Source organism: Ignavibacterium sp., assembly GCF_025998815.1.
Taxonomy (GTDB): domain Bacteria; phylum Bacteroidota; class Ignavibacteria; order Ignavibacteriales; family Ignavibacteriaceae; genus Ignavibacterium.
In genome coordinates, this window is record NZ_AP026678.1 from 3,280,642 (window position 1) to 3,306,521 (window position 25,880).

Genomic DNA, 25,880 nt, shown 5'->3' on the forward strand with positions numbered 1-25,880 from the left:
ACATCATTATGAAAAAATTTTTATTCATACAGACAGCTTTTCCTGGTGATGCAATTTTAACTTTACCAGCTCTGGAAAAGTTAAAGGAATCTAATCCTGATTCGCAGCTTGATGTACTTTGTATTCCTTCAACTCAGGAAATTTTCCTTGCGGCACCTTATGTTGATAATGCAATCGTAATTGATAAACGCGGAAAACAAAAATCATTCTTCTCATTGATCAAGTTTGCACAAGAATTGAAAAAAAATAATTACGATAAAATTTACTCTGCACATAGGTCGTTAAGAACATCTTTGCTTGTCTTACTTTCAGAAGTAAATGAAAGCTATGGCTTTTCAAATGCTTCGCTCAGATATGTTTATAAAAATATTATTCAATATGAGTTATCGAAGCACGAAGTTCAACGTAATCTTGATTTAATCGGATTCAAATATGATGATTCATCGTGGAGAATTAAACCGTTTATCAAATTCAGCAATGAAGTTGTAAATAAGGTTGATAATTTTATTAAAGATGTTGACACAAAAAATCTGATAGCATTTGCACCCGGCAGTATCTGGGCAACAAAAAGATATCCAATTGAAAAATGGAATAAGATTGTTAATCATTTTTTAAAGAACCGATTTTCTGTCGTTCTTATTGGTGGAAAAGATGATGAGCAATTATGTAGCTCAATTTCCGAAAGCAGTGATGAAAAAGTTTTTAACGCTGCAGGAAAATTTTCAATCGTGGAATCAATAAATTTGCTTACGCGATGTAAATTATTAATTTCAAACGATAGCGCTCCAACACATTTTGGTATGTGTTCAGGAATTAAAGTTCTTACAATTTATTGCTCTACTATACCGGGTTTTGGGTTTTATCCTTACTTATACGGAAGTCGTTTTGTAAGTTTTGATAAACTCGATTGTAAACCTTGTGGAATTCATGGATATAAAGAATGTCCGTTGGATCATTTTAATTGTGCAAATAAATTATCTGAAAATGAAGTTCTAAGAATTGCAGAGGAAATGTTAAATGAACACACAGGTAGTTAAATTTATAAATATTGATGAGAATTTTGATCAGGCAATAAAATTCGCAACCGAGCTATTTTTTAATGGCGGAGTTTTTATTTATCCTACTGATACAATTTATGGTTTTGGTGGTAATCCATTTAATGATGAAGTGCTAAGAAAGATTACAAAAATAAAAGGAAGACCGGATTGGAAAAGATATATTCATCTCATTGGCAGTGTTGAAATCCTGGCAAAGTATGCTGATATAAAATCCGAAAAGTTTTATGATTTTCTTCTGAGCATTTGGCCTAATCCGATTTCGGTTGTGTTAAAACTGAATGAGCAGACTCGTGATATTCTTGGCTCTGATACCGGAGCATTTCGTATCCCTAATAACAGATTTTGTCTCAGGTTTCTTAATGAAATAAAAATGCCACTCATTTCCACAAGTGTAAATCGTTCTGGCAAGGAGCCGATGAATGATCCTGATATGATAATGCAGGAATTTGGGAAAGAAATAGATGCACTTTTTTATTCATCCCAAAAATCATTTTTTGAAGCGTCAACTGTTATAGACTTAAGTGATGATAAACCTAAGTTAATTCGCGAAGGGAAGATTAAATTCTCTGACATAATCAAAAATTTCAAATAAATGAAAATTAAATTCGATAAAAAACGGTTAAAGAAACTAACTGAATTTTCTGTGGTCTTGGTTCCACACGATCCATCAACCGGAACTAAAACTATCAAACTTTCTTTTCTAAAAATCACTACACTAATTCTGATTTATACTTTAATCGTTTTGATTTTAGGATTTTATCTTATCACTTTTGTCTCACTCGATAATTATCTACTTCCGGATAGTTACAGATATAACACACCTGAAAAAATGCAGTTGAGAGAATTGAATGAAAAAATTATTCGTCTTGCCAATGAACTAGAAAAACTCAAATCTAACAATGAGAGATTAAAAAATATTTTATTAAATCAGGATTCAACAATATTCAGAGATGAGAATACACAGAGTTCTCCTCAATTTAAAAAAAATCCAGCCGGCGGGAATGTCTATTTTGCTTTTCTGAATTTTTTATCAACAATCTTCACAGAAGATAATACTACTCAGGTTATTTTTATTAAACCTACGGATGGATATCTGAGTAGGAAATTTGACCCGGAAAACGGGCATCTCGGTATCGACTTTGCAACTAAAGAAAATAATCCGATATTTGCATCAGCAGGAGGTTATATTTCTTTTGCTGGCTATACTCCGGAATACGGTTATGTTGTTATAATTAATCATCCTGATGACTTTATAACAAGATATATGCATTGTTCAGCAATAATCAGAAAGCAAGGCGAAAGGATTATTCAGGGAGAAGTTATAGCATTAGCTGGTAATTCCGGTACCAGAACAACAGGTACGCATTTACATTTTGAGATCTGGCATAAAGGCAAACCTGTGGATCCTGAAAAGTTTCTTATAAAATTTTAAGGAGGTTATTTTGAAATCAAAAACAAATGGAAGTTATATGGACGAAGTCACTATCATAAGCAGTGGTGTTGTCATTGAAGGTAAAGTAAACAGCAATGGCAATATCCGTGTTGACGGAACAATTAAAGGGGATATCGTTGCTCAGGGGAATCTTACTGTCGGTGATTCAGGAAATATTCAGGGACAGCTAACAGGCGATATAGTAACCATTGGTGGAAAAGTTGAAGGTTCTGTAAATGCTAAAGATAAACTTGTACTGGAAGCAAAATCTGTTCTAAAAGGAGATATTGTTACCAAAGTATTGGTTGTTGAAGCTGGTGCTGTGTTCGAAGGAAAAAGTTCGATGAGCGGACATTCGTCAGCTCCTAAAATTCAGTCCTGAGCAATATGAAAACTGATCCGGAAAAACTATCCGGTGTTGGTAAATCACTTAAAGAAGTTGGACCTTATCTTGGGATAGGGGTTCAACTTGCAGCAACAATTGTGTTGATGGTTTTGATTGGAAACTGGCTGGATAAAAAATTCGGCCAGAAATTTATATTTACTTTGATTTTCGGTCTTCTGGGTATTTTCTCAGGGATGTATAATTTGCTTAAAACTTTGAATTATCTTGAAAAAAGAAAAAAAGAATCAAACAATGCAGAAAAATAAACTTTTTATCTTTTTTTCCGTGATAATTCCTTTACTTGCACTTTCTGTTTTTTCTGCTTTGTTTCTTTCAGCCGCAATAGACTTTTCTTTATTCAAATCATATTCTTTAGGAGTTTTAATTGCTTCTATCAATTTTCTCATAGGATTTATCGCCATAAAGATTGGTCTAAATAAGCCAAATAAAAGTTTTCTATTAATAGTTTTTGGGGCAGTTGTAGTCAGGTTTTTTTTGATATTCGCTTTGATTATTCTGACATTAAGTTTCTTGTATGTTAGAATGAATTCTTTTATTTTTACAACCTTTACTTTCTATTTTTATTTTCTAATTGTAGAAATTTTATATCTCAAAAACCAAAAAATTTTGATAAAAAACGAATAATTGATGGATTCTTTAACAACACAGATAGCAACCGACAGTCTGAAAAATTCTCACTCAGAATCCGGTGGAAGTTGGATTCTTCACCATGTTATGGATGGAAACTATCTGGATTTCTCACCGTTTGGAAAGGTCTATCTTCCGCATTTGGAATTGTTTGGATTTGATATTTCAATTACACGGCATGTTGTGTTTATGTGGCTGGCAGCTATTCTGCTTACATATGTTTTTATTAAAGTAGCAAAATCATATCAAAATTCTCTTGTTCCAAAAGGCACAACAAATTTCTGGGAAGTTTTTATTGTATTCGTTCGCGATGAAATTGCTAAACCAACCATTGGTAAAGGTTACGAAAGATTTCTTCCGTATTTGTTAACAGCATTCTTTTTCATTTTGTTTGGAAACTTTTTAGGACTTATACCTTTTTCCGCAACATTCACAAGTAACATTGCTGTTACGGCAACACTTGCAACGATGTCATTTTTAGCAATTCAACTTGGTGGAATTAAGAACAACGGATTCTTTGGATACTTTAAGGGGTTAATACCTCACGGCGTTCCGGTTTTTCTTTTACCGATTATGATTGTAGTTGAGGTGCTTGGCTTATTTACAAAACCATTTGCTTTAGCGATTCGTCTTTTTGCTAATATGACTGCCGGACATATTGTTATCTATGCATTGATAAGTTTGATATTTGTTATGCAAAGCTATCTTATTTCTCCTGTTTCAGTGGGAATGGCTTTGTTTATTTATAGTTTGGAAGTTTTAGTAGCATTGCTACAAGCTTATATATTCACAATGCTGTCATCTCTGTTTATCGGAATGGCAGTTCATCAGGAACATTAAAATTATTCATTAAACTATTTAAGGAGGAAATTAATGGATTTCGCATATTTAGCAGCTGGCTTAGGAGCTGGATTAACAATTTTTGGCGGAGCTTTAGGTATTGGTAAATTAGCTGCTGCAGCTATGGATGCAAGCGGTCGTCAACCTGAAGCTGCTGGTGCAATCAGAACTTCAATGATTATTGCTGCTGCACTTATTGAAGGTATTTCTCTATTTGCATTGGTTATTTGCTTTATTCTTGCAAGTAAATAATTAAACGGATTTTCAATCCGGTTCTAACTAATAATTAATTTTAAAATTATGATAGCAAAAATTTACTTTGCTGTGATTTCTATTATTGCATCAGAAGGCGGTGGTGGTGGATTGCTCTCCGTTGATGGAGGTTTGGCATTCTGGACCACTTTAACTTTTCTGATCCTTCTCTTTATTCTTGGCAAGTTTGCCTGGAAACCTATTCTTACTGCACTTAAGCAAAGAGAAGAAGCAATAAAGGAATCTTTAGCTCAGGCAGAATTAGCAAAAGAAGAAGCCAAAAAAATTCTTGCTGAAAATCAGGCAAGTTTGGCAAAAGCAGAAGAGGAATCTAAAAAGATTATTGAACAGAGCAGAGCTTATGCTGAAAATCTTAAACAACAGATTATCAATGAAAGCAAAGCTCAGGCACAGAAACTTATTGAAGATGCTTCTGCTGAAATAGAAAGAAAAAAACTCGCAGCATTCGATGAATTGAAAAATCAGGTTGCTCAGATTGCTGTTGACGCAGCATCAAAAATTCTTAAAGAAAATTTGGATGCTGAAAAAAACAAACAGCTTGTTGAAAAGTATATCAAGGAAATCTCAAAGAACTGAATATGAGTTACGGAAAAGTTGCAATAAGATATGCTACTTCATTTCTTGAATCCTCTATCGAGAAGAAAACTCTTGATAGAGCAGCCGATGATATGAGTGTCGTTTTAAATGCGATTGAATCCAGTTCTTTATTGAGAAGATTTCTTGAAAATCCGGTTGTTAAAACTGAGCAAAAGAAATCTGTTTTAAGAGAAATTTTTAGCAAAAATGTTTCGGCTGATACAATCAATTTCATTGAATTTGTAGTTGATAAAAATCGTGAGTCTGCACTTAAAGATATTGCAGAGAAATTTTTAGAACTTAAAGATGAATATTCCGGTGTCGCAAGAGTCGAAATAAAATCTGCATTTGAGCTTAGCTCTGAGCAGAAAAAAATGCTTGAGCAGAGATTTGAATCAATTCTCAATAAAAAAGTTATTGCGAATTATTCGGTTGATGAAAAAGTTATCGGTGGTTTTGTTGCAAAAGTTAAAGATACAGTTTATGATGCCTCTATTGCCCATCAGCTTGAGTTGTTGCGTCAGCAATTATTAAAAGGAAGTTTATTACTTAACTAAAGGAATTAAAAAGGAATTTTATATGGCAGAAGTAAGACCTGATGAAATATCCGAAATATTAAGGAAACAATTAACAGGTTTCGAAAGTGAAGTTGATATCTATGATGTAGGAACTGTTCTGCAGGTTGGTGATGGTATTGCCCGCGTTTATGGATTATCCCAGGTTATGGCAAGTGAACTTGTTGAATTTCCTAATGATGTATTCGGAATGGTTCTTAACCTCGAAGAAGACAGCGTTGGTGTTGTTCTTTTTGGCGAATCAACCAAAGTAAAAGAAGGTGATGTTGTCAAAAGAACAAAGCGTGTTGCTTCGATGCCCGTTGGTGAAGAGATGCTTGGAAGAGTTATTACTCCGCTTGGTATTCCAATCGATGGAAAAGGACCAATCAAAACAGAAAAGTTTTTGCCAATTGAAAGAAAAGCTCTTGGTGTTATTCAAAGACAACCGGTTAAAGAACCTCTTCAAACTGGTATAACAGCTATTGATGCGATGATTCCAATAGGAAGAGGACAGAGAGAATTAATTATTGGTGATAGACAGACCGGAAAAACTGCAGTTGCTATTGATGCAATAATCAATCAAAAATACACTCACACAGAGGAAGCAAAGCAGTTAGGAATCAAACCAGTTTATTGCGTTTATGTTGCTATTGGTCAGAAAGAGTCTACTGTTGCTCAGGTTGTGGCAAAACTTGAAGAACATGGTGCAATGGCTTATACAACAGTTATTACTGCGTCTGCTTCTGATCCGGCACCACTGCAGTTCATAGCTCCGTATTCAGGTGCAACTTTGGGTGAATTCTTTAGGGATTCAGGAAGACATGCTCTTTGCATTTATGATGACTTATCAAAACAAGCTCAGGCATACAGAGAACTTTCTCTTCTTTTAAGAAGACCTCCCGGACGTGAAGCTTATCCTGGTGATGTTTTCTATCTTCACTCACGATTGCTTGAAAGAGCTTCAAAACTTAGTGATGAACTTGGTGGCGGAAGTTTAACTGCATTACCGGTAATTGAAACTCAGCAAGGTGATGTATCGGCTTATATTCCAACTAATGTTATTTCGATTACCGATGGTCAGATTTATCTGGAGTCGAATTTATTCAACGCAGGAGTTAGACCTGCAATCAATGTTGGTATCTCTGTATCTCGTGTTGGCGGTAATGCACAAATCAAAGCTATGAAAAAAGTTGCAGGTTCATTGAAACTTGATTTAGCACAATACAGAGAACTCGAAGCATTTGCAAAATTCGGTTCTGATTTGGATAAAGCAACTCAGGCAACTCTTGCAAAAGGTTCCAGATTAGTTGAATTGTTAAAACAAGGTCAGTATTCGCCGGTTCCTGTTGAGCGTCAGGTCGTTAGTATTTATTTAGGTACGCGCGGTTATATGGATTCAATTGCAGTTCACGATATAAAGAGATTTGAAAAAGAAATTCTTGAGTTCATTAGTGTGAAGTATAATCAGATATTTGAGAATATTAAGAAAGAAAAAGACTTAAGTAAAGAAACAGAAGAAATGATTAAAAAAGCTGCTGAAGAGTTTCTTCCAACATTTAAAAAATCTTAAGCTAAGCAAAAACTGAATGGCAACATTAAGAGACATAAAGCAGAGAATAAAAGGCGTTAAAAGTACGCAGCAAATTACTAAAGCAATGAAAATGGTTGCTGCGGCAAAGTTGCGTCGTGCTACGGAAGCTATCTTAAATGCAAGACCATACGCAAGAAAAATTCAAACTTTACTTTCACACCTTGCAAGCAATGACGACCTGATGAATAATCCTTTGTTTATTTCTCGCGATGTTAAAAATGTTGCTGTTGTTGTTGTGACTGCTGACAGAGGCCTTTGCGGTGCATTCAATACAAATATTATTCGTGAAGCCACTCGTTATATTCAGGAAGAACTGCAGGAAAAAAATATTTCACATAGTTTGTTTTGCCTCGGTAAAAAAGGTTCTGATTATTTTTCAAAAAGAAATTATAATGTTGTTCAGATAAATCCCGGCATTTTCGCTTCGCTCAATTATTCAATTGCACAGCGGCTTTCTGATCAACTAATCTCTGGTTTTCTAAATGGTGAATTTGATAAAGTGATTCTGATATTCAATGAATTTAAATCAATTATTCAACAGAAAATTGTTGTAGAGCAATTCCTTCCGATTCCTGTTGATAGCAATGAAAAAAGTGAAAGCCACGCTGAAGCAAATTATATCTACGAGCCGAATCAAAAAGCAATATTTGAATATCTTATTCCCAAACATCTCAAAGCTCAGCTTTGGAGAGTTTTACTCGAATCAAATGCTGCTGAATTTGCGGCGAGAATGACTGCTATGGATAATGCAACAACTAATGCCAAGGAATTGATTAGAACTTTAAATCTTAAATACAACAAAGAACGACAAGCTGCAATTACAAAAGAGATACTTGAAATTGTATCCGGTGCAAATGCATTAAAGGCAAGCTGATTTAAGAATTGATATGTATAGAAAGGTATTGAGAATATGTTTGAAGAATTATCCTTAAAATTAGATGCTGCTCTTAAGAAGATAACAGGTCAGGGAAGACTTACCGAAGCTAACATTTCTGATACTCTCAGAGAAATCCGAAGAATACTTCTTGATGCTGATGTAAATTATAAAGTTGCAAAAGACTTTATTGAAAAAGTTAAAGAAAAAGCTCTTGGTAAGGAAGTTATCGCTTCCATCACACCGGGTCAGTTAATTACTAAGATAATTTATGATGAACTTGTAGAATTACTTGGTGGTGGTCATTCGGAAATTGTACTTAATCCAACCGGTGCGACGATAATTCTTGTTGTAGGATTACAAGGTTCTGGTAAAACAACTTTTTCAGCAAAGCTTGCTAAAAGACTTAAAGAAAGAAAAAGAAAAGTACTGCTTGTTGCTGCAGATATTTACAGACCTGCTGCAATCGAACAATTAAAAATTTTAGGTCAGCAAATTGATGTTCCCGTATTCTCACTTGCGCAAAAGGATGCCCGGCTGGTAGCTTCGGAATCACTAAAGTATACTAAGGACAAAGGTTTAGATACTCTTATTATTGATACTGCCGGAAGACTTCATGTTGATGATGAAATGATGAAAGAAGTTGCTGACATTAAAGAAATTGTAAAACCAACAGAGACTTTATTTGTTGTTGATTCGATGACAGGGCAGGATGCAGTTAATTCTGCAAAAGCTTTTAATGAAACTGTTAACTTTGATGGAATTGTTCTTTCGAAACTTGATGGTGATGCAAGAGGTGGTGCTGCTATTTCCATTAGGTCTGTTGTTGGCAAACCAATTAAATTTGTTTCAAACGGTGAGAAGTTAGAAAATCTTGATGTGTTCTATCCTGACAGATTAGCATCCAGAATTCTTGGCAAAGGCGATATTATTTCTTTGGTTGAAAAAGCCCAGGAAAGCATTGATGAGCTTGAAGCCAAGCGAATGGAAGAAAAATTAAGAAAGAATAAATTTGATTTTGAAGATTTTCTTAAGCAAATTAAGCTCATAAAGAAAATGGGTTCTTTGTCAAGTTTGATTGGAATGATTCCCGGACTTGGTTCTCAGATAAAAAATGCGCAAATTGATGACAAAGCACTGATAAAAGTTGAGGCAATAATTAACTCGATGACTAAACAAGAAAGAGAAAATCCCAAAGTTCTGAACGGTAGTCGTCGAAAACGAATTGCTCGTGGAAGCGGAACCACTATTCAGGATGTGAATCGTTTAATCAAGCAATTTCAGGAAATGCAAAGGATGATGAGCCTGATGAATAAAAAAGGATTCTTCAACTCATCAAATAAAAATTTTAAATTTAATTGATAATGATATAAATACCGGAGGTATAACTTGGCTGTTAAGTTAAGACTAAGAAGAATGGGTAAGAAGAAACAACCCATCTACAAAATTGTTGCTGCGGATTCCCGTTCACCAAGAGATGGGAAATTTATTGAAGCAGTTGGTGTGTATAATCCTCTGACAAATCCTCATACAATTGATCTGAAAGAGGATAGAGTAAACTACTGGTTAAATTGCGGTGCAATTCCTACTTTAACTGTTAGAAGTTTATTAAGTCAGAAAGGAATATTACTTAAGAGACATCTCGAGAAAAAAGGATTTCCGCAGGAAAAAGTTGAAGCAGAAATTCAGAACTGGCAAAAGTTAAAAGAAGCCAGTGCTCAGAAGGGTCAAACCAGGAAGAAAAAGAAATCTGCTTCAGAAGAGCAGAAAGCAGAAGCACCTGCTAACTAATTTTGTATTCTCAGTGTACAGCAGAAGTTAAGGGTGCTACTTCTGAAAACTGTTGAAAAAATGTAATTATTTTTTCACGGATTACTGTACATAATTACATAAGCGCCCGCATCAATCGTAGGAGGCACTGCTATGAAAGAATTCATTGAATTCATTGCCAAGCATCTGGTTGACCACCCGGATGGTGTTGTTGTTGAAGAAAAGGCAGTTGAAGAAAAGAAAGTTGTTCTTTCTCTGAAAGTAAAACCTGAAGATGTCGGTAAAGTTATCGGCAAACAAGGTAAAACTGCCCAGGCAATGAGAACATTGCTTACTGCTGTAGCAGCTAAAGATGGTAAGCGCGCTGTTTTGGAAATTGAAGATTAAAGATAAAGTTGAATGATTTTTTTCTTATTGCTAAAGTAGTTGCGGTTTCTGCTAGGGATGGTTTTGTAAAACTAAAACTTTTTACTGATCATCCGGAGAGACTCTATACTACTAAATCTATTTTTGTTGATTTCTGGGGTAATAAGAAAAAATTCGTAATTGAAGAAATTCTGAAAAGGGGTGATAGTTATCTTCTTAAGTTGAAAAATTTTTCAACTGAAAGAGAGCTGCAGGTTTTTGTTGGTAAAGAAATTTTTCTTGAGCAAAAAGATTTACCACCTCTGGAGGAAAATTCTTTTTACATTCACGATCTTGTTGGATGTAAAGTGTTTTGCGCTGATAAGTTTTTAGGTATTGTTAAGGATGTTCTTTCTACACCGGCTAATGATGTTTTGGAAATAACTGATGAGAATAATACAACTAAGCTTTTACCTTTTGTTCTTAAATTTTTTGATGAAATTAATCCTGAGCAAAAAATTATTTTTGTGAAAGAAGATAGTGGAATTTGTGATGATGAGGATTGATATTATATCTGCTGTACCTGAATTGTTAACAAGTCCCTTGAATTCAAGTATTCTTAAAAGGGCTCAGAATAAAAAGAAAATAGAAATATATGTTCACAATCTGCGAGATTATGCTTTTAATAAACACAAGCAGATTGATGATAAGCCGTTTGGCGGCGGTCCCGGAATGATTCTAAAGCCCGAACCGTTCTTTGAATGTATTGAAAAACTGCAAAGTGAAAGAAAATATGATCATATTATTTTCACAACACCGAAAGGAAAAATTTTTGATCAAAAGTATGCTAATAAACTTTCGCTTGCAAAGAATATAATTATAATTGCTGGTCACTATAAAGAAATTGACGATCGTGTAAGACAACATTTTGCAACTGATGAAATATCAATTGGTAAATTTGTTCTTACTGGCGGTGAGCTTCCTGCATTGATTATAGTTGATGCTGTGGTTCGATTAATTCCCGGAGTTTTAAATGATAGTGAAGCTGCTCTGGACGATTCATTTCAGGATGGTGAAATTGTTGAAGCACCTTATTATACAAGGCCGGCTGAATATCGTGGAATGAAAGTTCCTGAAGTTCTTCTTTCAGGAAATGAAAAAGAAATTAAAAAATGGAAAGAAGAACAATCTAAAATTTTAACTGAAAAATGGAAGAATTATAATAATTAGCGGAGTACGAAATGATAGACTTGAATAATGTAATATCGGATCAAATAAGAACTGATATACCTAAATTTAACACGGGTGACAGAATCCGTGTTCATGTAAGAGTTATCGAAGGTGAAAAAGAAAGAATTCAGCCCTTCGAAGGTGATGTTATAAGCATCAGAGGAACGGGATTAAACAAGACTTTCACAGTAAGAAAAATTTCAAGCGGTGTTGGTGTTGAAAGAATTTTCCCGTTTAACTCTCCCAAAATTGCTAAGGTTGAACTTATTAAAGAGGGAAGCGTTAGAAGAGCCAAGCTCTATTACCTTAGAAAACTTTCTGGTAAGGCAGCCAAGATTAAAAGTAAAAATCCATAATATTAAAGCCGCTTAACAAAGCGGCTTTTAGTTTTTATAATTATGAAATTTTATCTACCTCAAAATATCTTTACTAAAATTCTCAGAACAGAGTTGTCTGAGGATAATGACATTGGTTTTCAGTTTCTTCCATCAGCTTTGATTTCAAAAAAGTTGATGACGGAAGATGATGCTATTGGTCTTATTCCGAGTATGGATTTGGTTACGCATAAAGATTTTTTTGTTTCTGCAGAAATAGGGATTTCCTTTAATGCTCTTCTTTCAAATTCATATCTTCATTTCAAAGAAAATCAAACTACTATTGATAAGCTTTTCCTCAAAGGAGATATTTCTTCAAACGAAGCTTTACTAAGCAAAATTCTTTTAAAGGAAATGTACGATATTGACATTACTCCAAGATTGGTCACACCTGAGTTTATGATTCAGGATGAGAACATATTGATTGCTGGTGATGAGAATTATGAAAAAGAGTTGTTCTTAAACGGATTAAGCTTTGCTGAAGAAATTATAGAGTTGATAAACGCTCCTTATGTGAATTTTCTTTTAGCATCAAAAGATGATAGTGCATTAAAGTCATTTGTAATTAAGCATCGCGATGATTTTATTTCCGGTCACCCGGACTCATTCGAAAATTTATTGGATGGTTATCCGTTACAATCAGTTGAGTTCATCTCTGTTAATATGCAGCATGTTATTTTTGATCTGGAAGAGCAGGATTTGGAAGGAATTAAATCTTTACTTCAGTTGCCATACTATCACGGCATTACCAACGATTTATTTGAAATTAAATTTGTCTGATCTTCAATTTTTTTCTTTCAGATAATCCTTCAGGTTTGAAAATATTTTTCTGAAAATTATAGAATGAATTTTAGAAACTGGCAGAATGTAAGAAATTAACTTTGTAAGAGAATCGACAATATCAAGATTCACTTCGTAAGTTAAAATTGTACTGTCATTATTGCTTTCAATAATCCATCTTCCCAAACCACGATATAAACCATCAAAATATTCCAACTTTATTTCTTTGAGATTAGTTATTTCAACAACTCTTATTGAAAAAGATTTTCCACCAAATGGACTTGCCTTTAAAGTCGTACCAATCACTTGTTGATTTTCACTTTTGATCTCAAGATTAACTAATCGTGGCCACCAGATTTTATATGAATCAAAATCAGAAATAACTGACCAGACTTTTTCTAAAGAATAATTAAGTTCAACACTATCAGAAGCAATTATTTTAGGCATGGATTCTTTCGGAAAGAAAAGCAGTCAGAAGCTATCTCCTGACTGCCATTCGTGAGTTAAATTTCTACATGACTTACACTAATAACATTTGGATTTTCACTTATTTGCTTTAACATTTCTGCAGTTGCAGGAAGTTTCAATTTCATTGTGCAACAAGCAGCAATACCACCTTCAAAAATGATGTTTTCGATTTCTTCAATATTAATATTTCCTTGTCGAATTACATCAAGTACACTTGCAAGCACACCGGGCTTATCGTAGTGTTTGACCACCAATTGATATTTTGCATCAGTTACTTTTGCTCTGTTTACCCAATGATCAATTACTCCACTGTGAACATAATGTTTAATGATTCTAACTGTTTCTTCAGCAACTGCATCCTGTGCCTGCTCAGTTGATGCACCAATATGGTGAGTTACATAAATATTCGGATTATTCTGCAACTGGGATTTTACTTCTCCCGATTTTCCTTCTGGTTCACCTTTGAAAACATCAAGAGCAACTCTGAGATTCTTTTCTTTAATTGCTTCAAGTAAGTCTTCTTCGACAATGATATCGTGTCTGGATGTGTTTATCAAATAAGCACCATCTTTCATATAGCTGAACATTTGTTTATTGAATAATCCTTTGGTTTGCGGTGTAGCAGGAAGGTGAATAGTTACTATATCGCAAAGTGGCAATAGTTGATCCATTTCAGAAAAATCTTTAATCTGAACACCTTCAATTCTTGAAATATCTTTTCCATAAACATTCATCTCAAAAGCAAGTGCGCGCTTTGCAACTTCTTTACCGATATTACCAACACCTATGATACCTAAAGTTTTTCCTTTGAGTCCTTTGCCTTTGGAATATTTATCCTTATTCCAGATTCCATTTCTGAAATCCGAAACATTATCTGGAATAAATCTATCCAGTGCAATCATTAATCCGATTGTAAGCTCAGCAACTGCCACAGCGTTCATTCCCGGACAGTTTGCAACATAGATGCCTTTTTTATTTGCAGCAGAAATAGCAATGTTGTTCACCCCTGAGCCAGCACGAATTATAAGATTAAGTTTTTTACTGTTGTTAATTGTTTCTTCATTTACAACAGTTGAGCGAACAACCAATATGTCAACATCTTCTGCTGCTTTGGGAAGATCTTTTTCCCCAAGTTTGGGTTCGTAAATAACATCAAGATCAAGTGCTTTTAATTCCTGAATGTACTTATCAGGAAATTTATCTGCGATTAATACTTTTAGTTTCATAGATACCTCTTTCTTTTTTGTTAAGAAGAATATTTTAGGAGTACTAATAAAAAGAAAACATCGGATAAACTTTTTTAAGGTTTTCCCGGAAAAGATTCGACAAATTTTATTTTTATATCCGGAAATGAATCAACTATTTTTACTTTTATATCTGGGTAAGAATCAACAATCTTCCATTTGCCACATTCATCAGGAAAAGAATCTACAATTTTAACTTTCAAATCCGGAAATGAATCAACTATCTGAACTTTTATATCAGGAAACGAATCAACAAATTTTATTTTACCATAAAGTTGTATTCCATTAAATGTGCAGGAATCAAAATCGATAACAGGTTTCTTCTGTGAATAAGAATCTGAACAATATATCAAAATAAAAATCAGAACAAGAAAAATTTTATTTATATGGGAACTCTTCTTCGTTATTTTATAATTCAATCGATTGAAGTTTTTATTTTCGTTTAATGAAATCATTTCAACATCGGAATTTTTATGTTCCACTTTTTTGCATTTTCAATTGCCTGCTGATAACCTGCATCAGCATGTCTGATTATTCCCATTCCGGGATCGTAAGTCAGAACTCTTTCAAGTCTTTCTTCAGCTTCTTTGGTTCCATCAGCAACTACAACCATTCCGGCGTGAATTGATTTTCCAATACCAACACCTCCACCGTGATGAACTGAAACCCAGCTTGCACCACCAATAGCATTTAACAAAGCATTTAAGATTGGCCAATCAGCAATTGCATCGCTTCCATCAAGCATTCCTTCGGTTTCCCGGTTTGGTGATGCTACTGAACCGCAATCAAGATGATCTCTGCCAATTACTATTGGTGCTTTTACTTTTCCGTCTGCAACAAGTTTGTTAAAAATTTTCCCCATCTTAGCTCTTTCGCCATAACCAAGCCAGCATATTCTTGCAGGCAATCCCTGAAAGTGAACTTTCTTCTGAGCCATCTCAATCCAATTTATGAGTAGCTTGTTATCCGGAAAAGTTTCTTTAACAGCTTCGTCAGTTACATAAATATCATTTGGATCTCCACTTAAAGCTGCCCAACGAAACGGTCCTTTACCATCGCAAAATAATGGACGAATAAATTCAGGAACAAATCCAGGAATATCGAAGGCATTATTCACACCATTTTCTTTTGCTTCACCACGAATGTTGTTTCCATAATCAAAAACAATTGAACCTCTTTTCTGAAATTCCAGCATTGCTTCAACATGCTTTACGATAGTCTGCTGAGCAAGTTTTATGTACTTCTTTGGATCTGATTTCCTTAATTCGAGTGCTTCTTCGAAACTCATTCCCATCGGCACATAACCATTTAGTGTATCGTGAGCTGATGTCTGATCAGTAACAACATCCGGAATAATTCCTCTTTTTAAAATTTCAGGATGAATTTCTCCAGCGTTACCAACTAATCCAACTGAAATTGCCTCACCTTTCTCTTTCGCATCAAGAACTATTTTCAGAGCTTCATCAAGATTATCAGTAAGCACATCGAGATAACCAGTATCAATTCTTTTTTGTGCACGGGATCTGTCAACTTCAACTCCAAGGAAAGCAGCACCATTGAAGGTTGCTGCAAGTGGTTGAGCCCCACCCATTCCGCCAAGTCCGGCAGTTAACACAAATTTTCCTTTTAAAGTTGAACCAAAATATTTTCTTGCACACTCAGCGAAAGTTTCATAAGTACCCTGAAGTATTCCCTGAGTTCCGATGTAAATCCAGCTACCGGCAGTCATTTGTCCATACATTGTTAATCCCATTGCTTCCAGTCTGCGGAATTCATCCCATGTTGCCCAATCGGGAACCAGCATTGAATTTGAAATAATCACTCGTGGTGCATTTAAATGAGTTCTGAAAATTCCAACCGGCTTACCGGATTGCACAAGAAGTGTTTCATCATTCTCAAGATTTTTAAGTGATTCAACTATCGCTTCAAAACATTGCCAGTTTCTGGCAGCTTTGCCTCTGCCACCGTAAACAATAAGTTCTTCCGGTTTCTCTGCAACTTCAGGATCAAGATTATTCATCAGCATTCTCATTGCTGCTTCCTGAATCCATCCTTTGCAGGAAATATTTGTCCCTGTGGGTGCTTTAATAATTTTTTCTGCTGTTATCATTTTTAATCTCTGAAATGTTTTTCTAATAAGTTACTGTATTGATTGTACAAAGATTTATATAACCACTTTTTAAAGAGCCATCCTTTGTGCATCTGCTTTTTCAGGAAATCTATATTTTGTTTTAACTGATGAGTTAATCTTACCTTTTCATCTTTCGTTAGTTTTATTGTTTCATCGGTACTGTTAAGTTTATTCACTATTGAGTTTAAAGCTTTTTCTTCCGCAAAAAATTTTGAATCACCTGAAATTTGTTTAAGTATCTGACCACAAAAAGTTTTAAGAAGTTTTCTTTCATTTTTATCGAATTCGAAATTGTAATTACTGAATAACTTTTTCATTTTCTCCTTTAATATTGTTGAATGATAAAATTTGTTCACGCATTTTCTGGTAACCAGGTTTAATTACATTGTAGATATAATGAAGTCTTTCTTTGTATGGAATAAATGCTGATTTCATCGAGTTGATTGTAATTTTTTCGAAGTCATCAAAGCTAAGATTAAAGTATTTCACTGCAGTCATAAACTCTTTTGTCATCGTAGTATCGCTCATCAATCTGTCATCTGTATTTAATGTAACACGAAATTTTTCTCTGTAGAAAATTCCAAAAGGATGATTTTCAATTTTATCTACTGCTCCTGTATGAACATTGCTAAGAAGGCAAATCTCAAGAGGTATTCTTTTATCAAGAACATACTGAGCTAAATCGCCGAAGGCAACCACATTTCCTTCATTATCAAGAACAATATCTTCAATCAGTCTTGTCGCATGCCCAATACGATGAGCACCACACCATTGAATTGCCTGCCAGATTGATTCTTTACCAAATGCTTCGCCGGCGTGAATTGTTATATTAAAATTTGCTCTTTGAATAAACTGAAAAGCATCAATATGTTTTTTGGGAGGATAACCACCTTCTTCACCTGCAAGATCAAATCCAACAACACCTTGTCTTCTGAAGTTGACAGCAAGCTCGGCAATCTCAAGAGAATTTTTCATGTTTCTCATTCCACATAAGATAAGTCCGAAACCAACACCAAAATCTTCTTTGCCTTTTTCCAATCCTTCCAAAACAGCTTTTACTGTATCTTCTAGATAAAGACCTTTTTCCAAATGAAGTGCAGGTGCAAATCTCGTTTCAACATAAACCACACCATCTTTCTTCATATCTTCCATCATTTCGTAAGCTACTCTGGTTAAAGATTCTTTTGTTTGCATTACAGCAGTCGTATGTTCAAATCCCTGAAGGTATTCAACAAGATTTCCTTTGTTTGCCCCACGATGAAACCATTCACCTAATTCAGCAGGATCTTTTGTCGGAAGTTTTTTGTATTTTATTTCATCAGCCAGCTCAATTATTGTTTGCGGTCTGAGTCCTCCGTCAAGATGATCGTGGAGCAGAACCTTGGGAATAGTTTTTAAGATGAGTTCAGTGGTCATAAATTCCTCTTTTTTCTTATCAAAAAATATCTTTTTAAGCTGCTAAAATCAATTTAAATGAGGTTCATTGAGGGAATTTTTACGCTAAATCAAACCGTTAAAAAATAGTTATATTATTTTTGTTAATAGTGTTATTTTTGAGAGGTATATTTAACTGAAATTGAATTTAATTAATTAAACATCATTATCATTTGGAGTAAAAATGAAGAAATCAAATTTAATTTATGCTGCATTTATTGTATTTGGTATGCTATTGATGGGTTATCAATGCTCATCAACTGAAATTACAAGTGCAAAACTTTATATTCAGCAGAAGAACTATGATAAAGCTTTGGAAGTATTGCAGAAGGAAATTCAGAAAAATCCCAATAGTGATCAGGGATATTATCTGATGGGTGTAGTTTATTCTGAGAAAGGTGATTACAAGAATATGGTTCAGAGTTTTGATAAATCCTTGTCAATTTCAAAAACTTATGAAAAAGAAATTAAAGATTATAAGAAATCGACCTGGGTTACTGTTTTCAACCGTGGTGTTGCATTCTTCCAGAGAGCAGCAAAAATTCAGGATGAAGACAGTATGATGGTTTACTTCGATAAAGCGGTTGCTGATTTTAAAGCTGCTGCTGAAATTGAACCGGATAGTGCTGACTCTTATAAGAATCTTGCTTTTGCGTATATGAGTAAAGGTGACAATGAATCAGCAATTGCACCATTACAAAAAATTATAGCTCTCGAAAAATCGAAAGATGGATATAAATATCTTGGTGAGATTTATTATGTAATGGGTTCAAACCTTAAAAATCAAGGTAAAGAAGAGGAAGCTAAATCATATTTCAATAAAGCAATTGATGTGCTCTCTGAAGGAAGAAAACTTTATCCGGATGATACCGATATGCTTTTATTCCTTTCTAATGCTTACATTGGAGCAGATAGAATTAGTGAAGCAACAAGTCAGTTTGAAGCAGGTGTAAAAGCTGAACCAAATAATAAATATTACAGATACAATTACGGTGTACTTTTACTTGGTGCTGAAAAATTTGCTGAAGCAGAAGAGCAATTCAAGAAAGCTCTGGAAATAGATCCGAACTATAATAATGCAATTTATAATCTTGGTGTAACTTATCTTAAATGGGGATTGGCAATTCAAAAGAAAGCCGAAGCTGAAAATAAAATTGATGAATCTTACAAAGAAAAATATCGCGCAGCATTACCATATCTTGAAAAAGCAGTTGAAATGCCCGAAGCAGATGCAAACACCTGGGAATTATTAGGTCGGGTTTATTCAGTTTTAGGTATGACTGAAGATGCAAATAAAGCATTTAACAAAGCAGACGAATTAAGAAAGTAAATATGGATAGCAAACAACAACCTCCACAGGGACAACAGATAAATATCGAGCTTGGTGAAAAAGAAGCCGAGGGAATTTATTCTAACCTGGCTATTATTTCTCATTCACCAGCAGAATTTGTTATTGATTTTACCAGAATTGTTCCTGGTGTACCAAAGGCAAAAGTGCATGCAAGAATTATAACCACACCGCAGCATGCAAAAATGCTGATGAAAGCTCTTGAAGATAACATTAAAAAATATGAAGCAAGATTTGGTGAGATTAGAATAGAGCCACCGCAGAATCAGCACTTTGGTTTTGTTCCTATTAAAGAAGACAAGATTAACTAATTTAATATTTTTGCCGGGAGCGAACTACAGTTCGCTCCTTTTCTTTTTTAACTTAGAACAGAATTCGAACTTTACAACCTAATTCATTTCAAACTCAAAATTATTCCTCTGACCCAATACCTTATTTCCTTATACCTTTATTCCTTATTTCCTTTCTCCTTACAACCTCGCTCTGAATAAATTATAAACTGCTGCAATCAGAAATATTATGTTAGCAAACCATGCAGTTAGTATTGGATCAAGTGCTCCGTTCTTTCCAAATGCCTGACTGATTTTCATGAAAACTAAATAAATAAATGTGACGAGTATATTTATTCCAACCTGAACAGCTAATCCACCTTTACGTTTGTTTGCAGAGATTGGCAATCCAAATAAAACTACAATTAAGTTTGTTGCAGCAAAGGCAAATCTTGAATGATATTCGATTAGTGTTGATGTAGGATCATTTCCGGCTCTTAATTGAGAATTAATTAAATCTTTTAATTCTGCCAGGTTCATTTCAGATGTTTTTCTTTGCTTTGTGGTTAAATCATCCGGCAGAAAATTCAAATTATCTATTTCTAATTGATTAAAATATTTTGCTTCCTGTTTATCCGGATAAAAAATTCTTTCAACGCCATTATCAGCAATCCAGGTTTTCTTAGTTGAATCATACTGAAGAAAAACGGCGTCAATTCTTCTGATCATTCTGGTTAAATCATCTGAAGAAAAATCCTGAATGCTTACTCTGTTTGCCCGGTTTCTTTCAGAATCGAAATACGAAATACTGATTATTCTAGTCTTGCTATCCTGAAAATAGATGTTGCTCTCTGCAAAAGATAAATTCTTTTTCAGATAAACCTGCTCGATGTTTATCTTTGTTTTGTTTGCCATAGGTACCAGATAGCCACCAAAGTAAACTGAAAATAATGAAATGAAAAAAGTGGTTACAATAAAAGGCAGCATAAAGCGAAACAGACTTACTCCGCTTGCTTTAATTGCAGTAAGTTCACTAAGGTTTGCAGCTTTTCCTGCGGTAAACAATGCTGCAAACAAAACCGCAACCGGAGTCATCAATCTTATTATCTCAGGTGAAAACACAAAATAATAATGAAGGATCTTTAATGTTGGAACACTCTGATCAATAAAGTCATCAAGATTTTCCATTGCATCAATCACGACAAATATCAAAGTAAAAGCAAGCAATCCAAATAAAATCGTTTGAAGAAATTGTTTGATTAAATATCTGTCAAGAATTTTGATTTTCATCGCTCTCGGCTTTCTGCTGGAAAGATTTCGGTATGAGTTTTTTCAATACATCAAAAGAAATTGTTTTTGTTTCGAGATTTGTCTGAATTGTTAACAATGTTCCTGCGATAAAGAGCAGGATGTTAGCTGACCACATTCCCATAAAAGGAGAAATAATTCCTCGTTCAGAAAGTTTTTCTCCACCTATTAAAAATGCCCAGTAGAGTAAAAAGAAAAACAAGCTGATACTCGCAGCAACACCAAAACCACCTTTTCGAACCATAATTCCAAGTGGAGCTCCAATTAAGATAAATACAAAACAGGCAGCAGGAATTGCATATTTCTTATAAATCTCAACTTCATATTTCTCAATTTCCCGCTGAGTCCATTCAACTCTTCGATAAGCTGAAAGCACCATATTCAACGCTGTTTTTACTCTGTCAAGGTTTTTTATTCTCTCAACATCTTTACTTTGATTCTGAACAGGTGATGCTTTGAATGGAAATTTATTTTTAAACAACAGATACTTTTCAACTTCGTTGTTTAGTGATTTATAATTGGATGCCTGAATTTTATAAAGACTATCAGTAATGTATTTCATATCCTCAACACTTAACTCACGTTCTCCTCTTGATGTCGGTCCTGATTGCTGAAAAGAAAACAAATCAGCATTCATTGCAATTTTATGTTTTTCAAATCTTAGTTTTCTGTACATTGTTGTATTCTCAACATTCGATTCGTGAATTTCTCCATCTTCCAAAGCCATTATAAGCTTTGTTTGATTTGCTGAGAAAAAGATTCTTCCTTTTTTTGCAGTTACAACATTTATCAGCAATGCATTTGAATAATCATAAATTGTAAGATCATAAAGTACATTGGTTTGCTGATCTATCCTTCGCGCAAGAATCGCATAGTTGGGAACTTCCTGCGAAAAAAATCCCGGCTCAAGTGAGAGAGTTGGTTTTGTTCGCGAGATATCGCTCATCAGATTTTTAGCTTCGTGATTTGCATCAGGAAGAACTTCGTTGTTGAACAGATATAAGAGATATGATAAAACCAGTGACGCAACAATTGGAGCCAACATCATTTTGTACAAACTTACACCTGATGATTTCATAATCGTTACTTCATTATTCTGACTCATATTTCCGAAAGCCATAAGGGTAGCAACAAGAGTTGCCATCGGAACTACAAGCACAACCATCCAGCTTAAATTAAAGACAATAAGCTTGGTAATAATCCAGCCATCTAAACCTTTCCCGACCATTCTATCAGCAAATTTCATAAGAAACTGAAGCAAAAAGATGCAAATCAAAGTAATCAGTGAAAAAATGAATGGAATGAAGTGATTACGAAGTATATATCTGTACAAAATCATAAACCGAATATAACCAAGCAAAAAAAACTTAACAAGGAAATGAATTGCATAGGTTTAATAGTGTCTTATAGCTTATTTTTGTTTGCAGGAATAAGTAAAATTTTTCTAATCGAATTTTCTGAAAGGAGTTTAAATGAAAGAAGTTGTTGATTTTATTGATTCGAATTATGAAAGATATCTTGATGAACTTAAAGAGTTCTTAAGAATTCCTTCAATAAGTACACTTCCCGAACATAGCAGAGATATGCAAACTGCTGCTGAGTTTGTTGCTGCTAAACTTAAAGATGCAGGAATGAATAAAGTTGAAATTTTTCAGACCGAAGGTCATCCTCTTGTTTACGCTGAATGGTTAGGTGCTCCCGGCAAACCGACAGTTTTAATTTATGGACATTATGATGTTCAGCCGGTTGACCCAATAGAGTTGTGGGAAAGTCCACCTTTTGAACCAACAATTAAAGGTGATAATATTTATGCTCGCGGTGCTACAGATGATAAAGGTCAGATGTTTGTTCACATTAAAAGTGTTGAAGCTTATTTCAAAACTTACGGAAGTCTTCCTCTCAATGTTAAGTTTATTATTGAAGGTGAGGAAGAAATCGGAAGTTCAAACTTAACTTCTTTTCTTAAGAATAATGTTGAACTTCTGAAAGCTGATGCTGTTTTGATTTCAGATACTTCTTTATATGATGTTGGTGTTCCAACAATTACTTATGGATTACGCGGACTTGCTTATATGGAAGTTGAAGTTGTTGGACCAAATCGTGATCTTCACTCAGGAACTTATGGTGGTGCTGTTCCAAATCCGATTAATATTCTTGCTGAAATGATTGCAAAGTTGAAAGATAAAGATGGAAGAATAACGATTACCGGATTTTATAAAGATGTTCTGAAGCTTACCAAAGAAGAAAGACAGAATTTCAAAGCACTTAAATTTTCTGAAAAAGAATTTGCAAAAAGTATCGGCATTAAAAAATCTGTCGGCGAAAAAGGTTACTCAGTGCTTGAAAGAATCTGGGCTCGTCCAACTCTTGATTGCAATGGTATTGTTGGTGGATTTACAGGACAAGGCGCTAAAACTGTTATTCCATCAAAAGCTTCTGCTAAGATAAGTATGCGACTTGTTCCGAATCAGGATCCGAAAAAGATTGAAAAACTTTTCACAAAGTATATTAAACAAATCGCACCTGATTATGTTAATGTGAAAGTTACTTCAATTCACGGTGGATATCCTGTGCTTGCACCATTAGATCATAAAGCAACCAAAGCTGCTTCAAGAGCAATGTCAAAGGCATTTGGGAAGAAAACAGTTTTTATGCGTGAAGGAGGTTCTATTCCTATTGTCGTTGATTTTGCAAACCGTTTGAAAGCCTGTCCCGTTTTAATGGGATTAGGATTGGATAGTGAAAATCTTCATTCACCAAATGAACATTTTAATCTCAATCACTTTAAACTTGGAATAAAAAGTTCAGCATATTTTCTTGATGAATTTTCAAGAGTATAATTTTTTTAATGTGTCCCGGATATTACTTGACCGGGACACACTCTCTTTTAGTTATGAATAAAATCTCAACTATACTTTTAACTTGTGTTATTATTTTTTCTTCCTGCAAAGAAGAAAAGAAAGAAAATATTCCTGTTAATTATCAGGAAAAAGTTGAGCTGAGTTCTGAAAAGGATGCTTCAATTCAATTTTATAATCTTGAAAAGATGAAGAGTGAAAGCACAAACAGATTTCCTTGTGATACGATAAGTGTAATTGAGTTTATTCTTAAAAATTTTCCGGCCGGAACATATCCTCTGAAATTTGATAAATCATCAGTTTATGATATTCCAAAACCAGCTTTGATTTATTATGATTACACTGATGGAAGTAAATACATATTTGCTATGATTGCTCGTTCGAGACCTGGCGAAAGATTTATTGAACCTTCAAATATTGTTGGTTATGATCAAAGCTTTATTGATCTTGATAGCACAAAGCTTGGTACTCCATTCATTTATCTTGTGTTATTTGAATGTAAAGGAGATCAATTATTTACCGTCTGGGAAGCACCTGTTCCTTCGCACGGTGGATTTAATAAATTTAGTTTAAGGAATTGGTCGCCAAAAGGTTTAACTTATGTTGAAATTAATTTCCATTATGGTCAGGGAGTTGGCAATATTAACTATAATTATTTTTTGATTGACGGAATAAGAAATCAACCGCACTTGCTTATGACTTATAATGGAATAGATTTCCGGAGAACTTTGGCTGATATAAATGATGATAAATTTCCGGATTATTATGAACATATTTTCTACAGTTTTCCTGATCGTGTAATTCATAAAGATTCGGTTGCTTTTATTTATAATCCCAAAGACAGTTTATACCACAGTACATCAGGCAAAAAAATTACACGTCGTTATTAAAAATTTTTTTATCTTTGTCCTGCAATTTTTTCACAGCAAATCAAAAACTAATCACTATCTATTTGGATGATTTGTTAATTAAAACGGAGAATAAATGTTCGATAACACTATGATACCTAATGAATTACTTACATATTTCGAATCCAAAGGATACAATGTTGATCGTAATAACGGAACAGCAGTTATAAAAAGTTTTTCCAAACCTGAGGACGAAATATTTAGTCTTTACAACGGAGTTGGTCTAAGACATCTGCATTCTGCCTCGATCATTGAGCTGAGAGGGCAGGACAGTGCTGATTTTCTTCACAGAATTACAACAAATGGACTTAAAGATCTTACCAAAGAGCAGATTAGAAAAACAATTTTCACAACCGAAAAGGGAAGAATAATCGATGTCGTTTCAGTTCTTAATTTTGAATCACATCTGATTTTGGTTGGAGATTTATCAAACAAAGTAAAGGTGATGAGTTGGATAAATCGTTATGTCATCAGTGATGATGTAAAACAAAGCGATGCAAATCATCGTTTCAACATACTTGAGTTTTCAGGTCCTCAGGCAGATTCGTTTATGACATGGGTTTGTGGCTCAGCAGTTTCGGATATTCCTGTTGATTCATTTAAAGTTATGAATGTTGAAGGAATACTTTTTTTCCTTGCAAAAATGAAAGATGAAAGAGGATTTAAAAAATTCTGGGCATTGACTGATAATTCACATACAATCAGATTACTAAATTATGTTTTGGAAAATACCGGACCATTTGATTTCAGTTTGATTGGCGAAGAAGCTTATAGCAGTTTCAGAATTGAGCAGGGAATTCCTGCAGCACCAAATGAAATATGTGATTTATTCAATCCACACGAGTTAAATCTTTCTGAATTAATTGATACAAAAAAGGGCTGCTACATCGGTCAGGAAGTTTTGGCACGATTAGAAACTTATGATAAAGTTCAGAAAAAATTAACCGGTTTGACATTCGAATCTTCTATTGAACTAAACAATGAAACGCAGCTTGTTGATTCTGAAAATCAAAGTGCGGGATTTGTTACTTCATTTATCAATTCGGTAAAGTTGAAAAGGCCAATAGGATTGGCAGTAGTTAAAAAGAATTATTTGAACGAAGATTCTACTCTTTTTGTTGTGAATGGAAATTCAAAGACGGAAGCAAGAATTACAAGTTTACCATTTAAGAAATAGTG

General features: G+C 34.3%; 32 protein-coding genes. 23 read left to right on the forward strand and 9 right to left on the reverse strand.

All coding sequences use genetic code 11. From position 1 onward, the window contains the following. Positions 1-8 precede the first annotated feature (8 nt). The 5 genes from Q0X14_RS14205 to Q0X14_RS14225 are packed head-to-tail and all read left to right on the forward strand — an operon-like array spanning position 9 to position 3,141. Positions 9-1,037, forward strand: coding sequence for a glycosyltransferase family 9 protein (locus Q0X14_RS14205; protein ID WP_297840002.1), 1,029 nt, complete (start codon positions 9-11; stop codon positions 1,035-1,037). Beyond that, the gene (locus Q0X14_RS14210) at positions 1,018-1,650 is read left to right on the forward strand and encodes an L-threonylcarbamoyladenylate synthase (RefSeq protein WP_297840005.1); all 633 of its coding nucleotides are present in this window, start codon (positions 1,018-1,020) and stop codon (positions 1,648-1,650) included. The genes Q0X14_RS14205 and Q0X14_RS14210 overlap by 20 nt, the downstream gene beginning before the upstream one ends. Beyond that, on the forward strand, positions 1,651-2,490 hold the full coding sequence (locus Q0X14_RS14215; RefSeq protein ID WP_297840009.1) for a M23 family metallopeptidase: 840 nt from the start codon (positions 1,651-1,653) through the stop codon (positions 2,488-2,490). It abuts the gene before it with no gap. Positions 2,491-2,500: 10 nt separating this feature from the next. Beyond that, positions 2,501-2,872 carry a polymer-forming cytoskeletal protein gene (locus tag Q0X14_RS14220; RefSeq protein ID WP_297840012.1) on the forward strand — a complete coding sequence of 124 codons (372 nt, stop codon included), beginning with the start codon at positions 2,501-2,503 and terminating at the stop codon, positions 2,870-2,872. Positions 2,873-2,877: 5 nt separating this feature from the next. Beyond that, on the forward strand, positions 2,878-3,141 hold the full coding sequence (locus tag Q0X14_RS14225) for an AtpZ/AtpI family protein (RefSeq protein ID WP_297840014.1): 264 nt from the start codon (positions 2,878-2,880) through the stop codon (positions 3,139-3,141). Here the strand turns inward: Q0X14_RS14225 and Q0X14_RS14230 are convergent. After that, complete coding sequence (locus tag Q0X14_RS14230) at positions 3,121-3,282, reverse strand: hypothetical protein (protein ID WP_297840019.1); 162 nt, start codon at positions 3,280-3,282, stop codon at positions 3,121-3,123. The two genes, Q0X14_RS14225 and Q0X14_RS14230, sit on opposite strands and share 21 nt — an antisense overlap. Before the next feature lie 241 nt (positions 3,283-3,523). Here Q0X14_RS14230 and atpB point away from each other — a divergent pair, with 241 nt between their 5' ends. From atpB to Q0X14_RS14295, 13 genes are all read left to right on the forward strand, one after another. After that, a complete protein-coding gene (atpB, locus tag Q0X14_RS14235; protein WP_297840022.1) occupies positions 3,524-4,363 on the forward strand; it encodes a F0F1 ATP synthase subunit A in 840 nt (279 codons plus the stop codon). 33 nt (positions 4,364-4,396) lie between these two features. Further along, positions 4,397-4,615 carry an ATP synthase F0 subunit C gene (locus tag Q0X14_RS14240; protein WP_014559637.1) on the forward strand — a complete coding sequence of 73 codons (219 nt, stop codon included), beginning with the start codon at positions 4,397-4,399 and terminating at the stop codon, positions 4,613-4,615. Between the two features lie 48 nt (positions 4,616-4,663). Beyond that, complete coding sequence (gene atpF / locus Q0X14_RS14245) at positions 4,664-5,212, forward strand: F0F1 ATP synthase subunit B (protein ID WP_297840025.1); 549 nt, start codon at positions 4,664-4,666, stop codon at positions 5,210-5,212. A gap of 2 nt (positions 5,213-5,214) precedes the next feature. Further along, a complete protein-coding gene (gene atpH, locus Q0X14_RS14250; protein ID WP_297840028.1) occupies positions 5,215-5,769 on the forward strand; it encodes an ATP synthase F1 subunit delta in 555 nt (184 codons plus the stop codon). A gap of 22 nt (positions 5,770-5,791) precedes the next feature. Beyond that, the gene (gene atpA / locus Q0X14_RS14255) at positions 5,792-7,339 is read left to right on the forward strand and encodes a F0F1 ATP synthase subunit alpha (RefSeq protein ID WP_297840031.1); all 1,548 of its coding nucleotides are present in this window, start codon (positions 5,792-5,794) and stop codon (positions 7,337-7,339) included. Between the two features lie 16 nt (positions 7,340-7,355). Then, the gene (gene atpG, locus Q0X14_RS14260; protein WP_297840034.1) at positions 7,356-8,234 is read left to right on the forward strand and encodes an ATP synthase F1 subunit gamma; all 879 of its coding nucleotides are present in this window, start codon (positions 7,356-7,358) and stop codon (positions 8,232-8,234) included. A gap of 36 nt (positions 8,235-8,270) precedes the next feature. After that, entirely contained in the window at positions 8,271-9,596 is a 1,326-nt protein-coding gene (ffh, locus tag Q0X14_RS14265; RefSeq protein ID WP_297840037.1) for a signal recognition particle protein, read from the forward strand. A 27-nt stretch (positions 9,597-9,623) separates the two neighbouring features. After that, entirely contained in the window at positions 9,624-10,025 is a 402-nt protein-coding gene (gene rpsP, locus Q0X14_RS15660; RefSeq protein ID WP_366522783.1) for a 30S ribosomal protein S16, read from the forward strand. 132 nt (positions 10,026-10,157) lie between these two features. Beyond that, positions 10,158-10,391, forward strand: a complete 234-nt coding sequence (locus Q0X14_RS14275; RefSeq protein ID WP_290660995.1) for a KH domain-containing protein — start codon at positions 10,158-10,160, stop codon at positions 10,389-10,391. Between the two features lie 8 nt (positions 10,392-10,399). Further along, complete coding sequence (gene rimM / locus Q0X14_RS14280) at positions 10,400-10,915, forward strand: ribosome maturation factor RimM (protein ID WP_297840043.1); 516 nt, start codon at positions 10,400-10,402, stop codon at positions 10,913-10,915. Beyond that, complete coding sequence (gene trmD, locus Q0X14_RS14285) at positions 10,905-11,579, forward strand: tRNA (guanosine(37)-N1)-methyltransferase TrmD (protein ID WP_366522812.1); 675 nt, start codon at positions 10,905-10,907, stop codon at positions 11,577-11,579. Before rimM ends, trmD begins: the two co-directional genes overlap by 11 nt. Positions 11,580-11,599: 20 nt before the next feature. Further along, a complete protein-coding gene (gene rplS, locus Q0X14_RS14290) occupies positions 11,600-11,935 on the forward strand; it encodes a 50S ribosomal protein L19 (RefSeq protein WP_041294324.1) in 336 nt (111 codons plus the stop codon). A 42-nt stretch (positions 11,936-11,977) separates the two neighbouring features. Beyond that, positions 11,978-12,733 carry a hypothetical protein gene (locus tag Q0X14_RS14295; RefSeq protein ID WP_297840049.1) on the forward strand — a complete coding sequence of 252 codons (756 nt, stop codon included), beginning with the start codon at positions 11,978-11,980 and terminating at the stop codon, positions 12,731-12,733. 3 nt (positions 12,734-12,736) lie between these two features. Here Q0X14_RS14295 and Q0X14_RS14300 read toward each other — a convergent pair whose 3' ends face one another. From Q0X14_RS14300 to Q0X14_RS14325, 6 genes are all read right to left on the reverse strand, one after another. Then, entirely contained in the window at positions 12,737-13,180 is a 444-nt protein-coding gene (locus Q0X14_RS14300; RefSeq protein WP_297840052.1) for an SRPBCC family protein, read from the reverse strand. 56 nt (positions 13,181-13,236) lie between these two features. Continuing rightward, a complete protein-coding gene (locus Q0X14_RS14305) occupies positions 13,237-14,427 on the reverse strand; it encodes a 3-phosphoglycerate dehydrogenase (protein ID WP_297840053.1) in 1,191 nt (396 codons plus the stop codon). A 74-nt stretch (positions 14,428-14,501) separates the two neighbouring features. Continuing rightward, on the reverse strand, positions 14,502-14,801 hold the full coding sequence (locus tag Q0X14_RS14310; RefSeq protein ID WP_366522813.1) for a hypothetical protein: 300 nt from the start codon (positions 14,799-14,801) through the stop codon (positions 14,502-14,504). A gap of 95 nt (positions 14,802-14,896) precedes the next feature. After that, a complete protein-coding gene (gene hutU, locus Q0X14_RS14315) occupies positions 14,897-16,555 on the reverse strand; it encodes a urocanate hydratase (RefSeq protein WP_297840059.1) in 1,659 nt (552 codons plus the stop codon). Positions 16,556-16,557: 2 nt separating this feature from the next. Then, positions 16,558-16,893 carry a hypothetical protein gene (locus Q0X14_RS14320; protein WP_297840061.1) on the reverse strand — a complete coding sequence of 112 codons (336 nt, stop codon included), beginning with the start codon at positions 16,891-16,893 and terminating at the stop codon, positions 16,558-16,560. Further along, positions 16,874-17,992, reverse strand: coding sequence for an adenosine deaminase (locus Q0X14_RS14325; RefSeq protein ID WP_297840064.1), 1,119 nt, complete (start codon positions 17,990-17,992; stop codon positions 16,874-16,876). The genes Q0X14_RS14320 and Q0X14_RS14325 overlap by 20 nt, the downstream gene beginning before the upstream one ends. 202 nt (positions 17,993-18,194) lie before the next feature. On the opposite strand from Q0X14_RS14325, the gene Q0X14_RS14330 reads away from it, so the two are divergent. Together Q0X14_RS14330 and Q0X14_RS14335 are read left to right on the forward strand one after the other, a co-directional pair. Further along, the gene (locus Q0X14_RS14330; protein WP_297840067.1) at positions 18,195-19,340 is read left to right on the forward strand and encodes a tetratricopeptide repeat protein; all 1,146 of its coding nucleotides are present in this window, start codon (positions 18,195-18,197) and stop codon (positions 19,338-19,340) included. 2 nt (positions 19,341-19,342) lie between these two features. Continuing rightward, positions 19,343-19,669: a DUF3467 domain-containing protein gene (locus Q0X14_RS14335; RefSeq protein ID WP_014559655.1), complete on the forward strand. Its 327-nt coding sequence runs from the start codon at positions 19,343-19,345 to the stop codon at positions 19,667-19,669. 159 nt (positions 19,670-19,828) lie between these two features. On the opposite strand, the gene Q0X14_RS14340 is transcribed toward Q0X14_RS14335, so the two are convergent. Both Q0X14_RS14340 and Q0X14_RS14345 read right to left on the reverse strand, forming a co-directional pair. Then, entirely contained in the window at positions 19,829-20,917 is a 1,089-nt protein-coding gene (locus tag Q0X14_RS14340) for an LptF/LptG family permease (protein ID WP_297840071.1), read from the reverse strand. Beyond that, the gene (locus Q0X14_RS14345) at positions 20,898-22,274 is read right to left on the reverse strand and encodes an LptF/LptG family permease (protein ID WP_297844759.1); all 1,377 of its coding nucleotides are present in this window, start codon (positions 22,272-22,274) and stop codon (positions 20,898-20,900) included. Before Q0X14_RS14345 ends, Q0X14_RS14340 begins: the two co-directional genes overlap by 20 nt. Positions 22,275-22,407: 133 nt before the next feature. Here Q0X14_RS14345 and Q0X14_RS14350 point away from each other — a divergent pair, with 133 nt between their 5' ends. The 3 genes from Q0X14_RS14350 (at position 22,408) to Q0X14_RS14360 (ending at position 25,878) form a co-directional block, all read left to right on the forward strand. Further along, the gene (locus tag Q0X14_RS14350; protein WP_297840073.1) at positions 22,408-23,775 is read left to right on the forward strand and encodes a dipeptidase; all 1,368 of its coding nucleotides are present in this window, start codon (positions 22,408-22,410) and stop codon (positions 23,773-23,775) included. Between the two features lie 53 nt (positions 23,776-23,828). Then, positions 23,829-24,683, forward strand: a complete 855-nt coding sequence (locus Q0X14_RS14355) for a hypothetical protein (RefSeq protein ID WP_297840076.1) — start codon at positions 23,829-23,831, stop codon at positions 24,681-24,683. A gap of 94 nt (positions 24,684-24,777) precedes the next feature. Further along, on the forward strand, positions 24,778-25,878 hold the full coding sequence (locus tag Q0X14_RS14360; RefSeq protein WP_297840077.1) for a glycine cleavage T C-terminal barrel domain-containing protein: 1,101 nt from the start codon (positions 24,778-24,780) through the stop codon (positions 25,876-25,878). Positions 25,879-25,880: the final 2 nt, after the last annotated feature.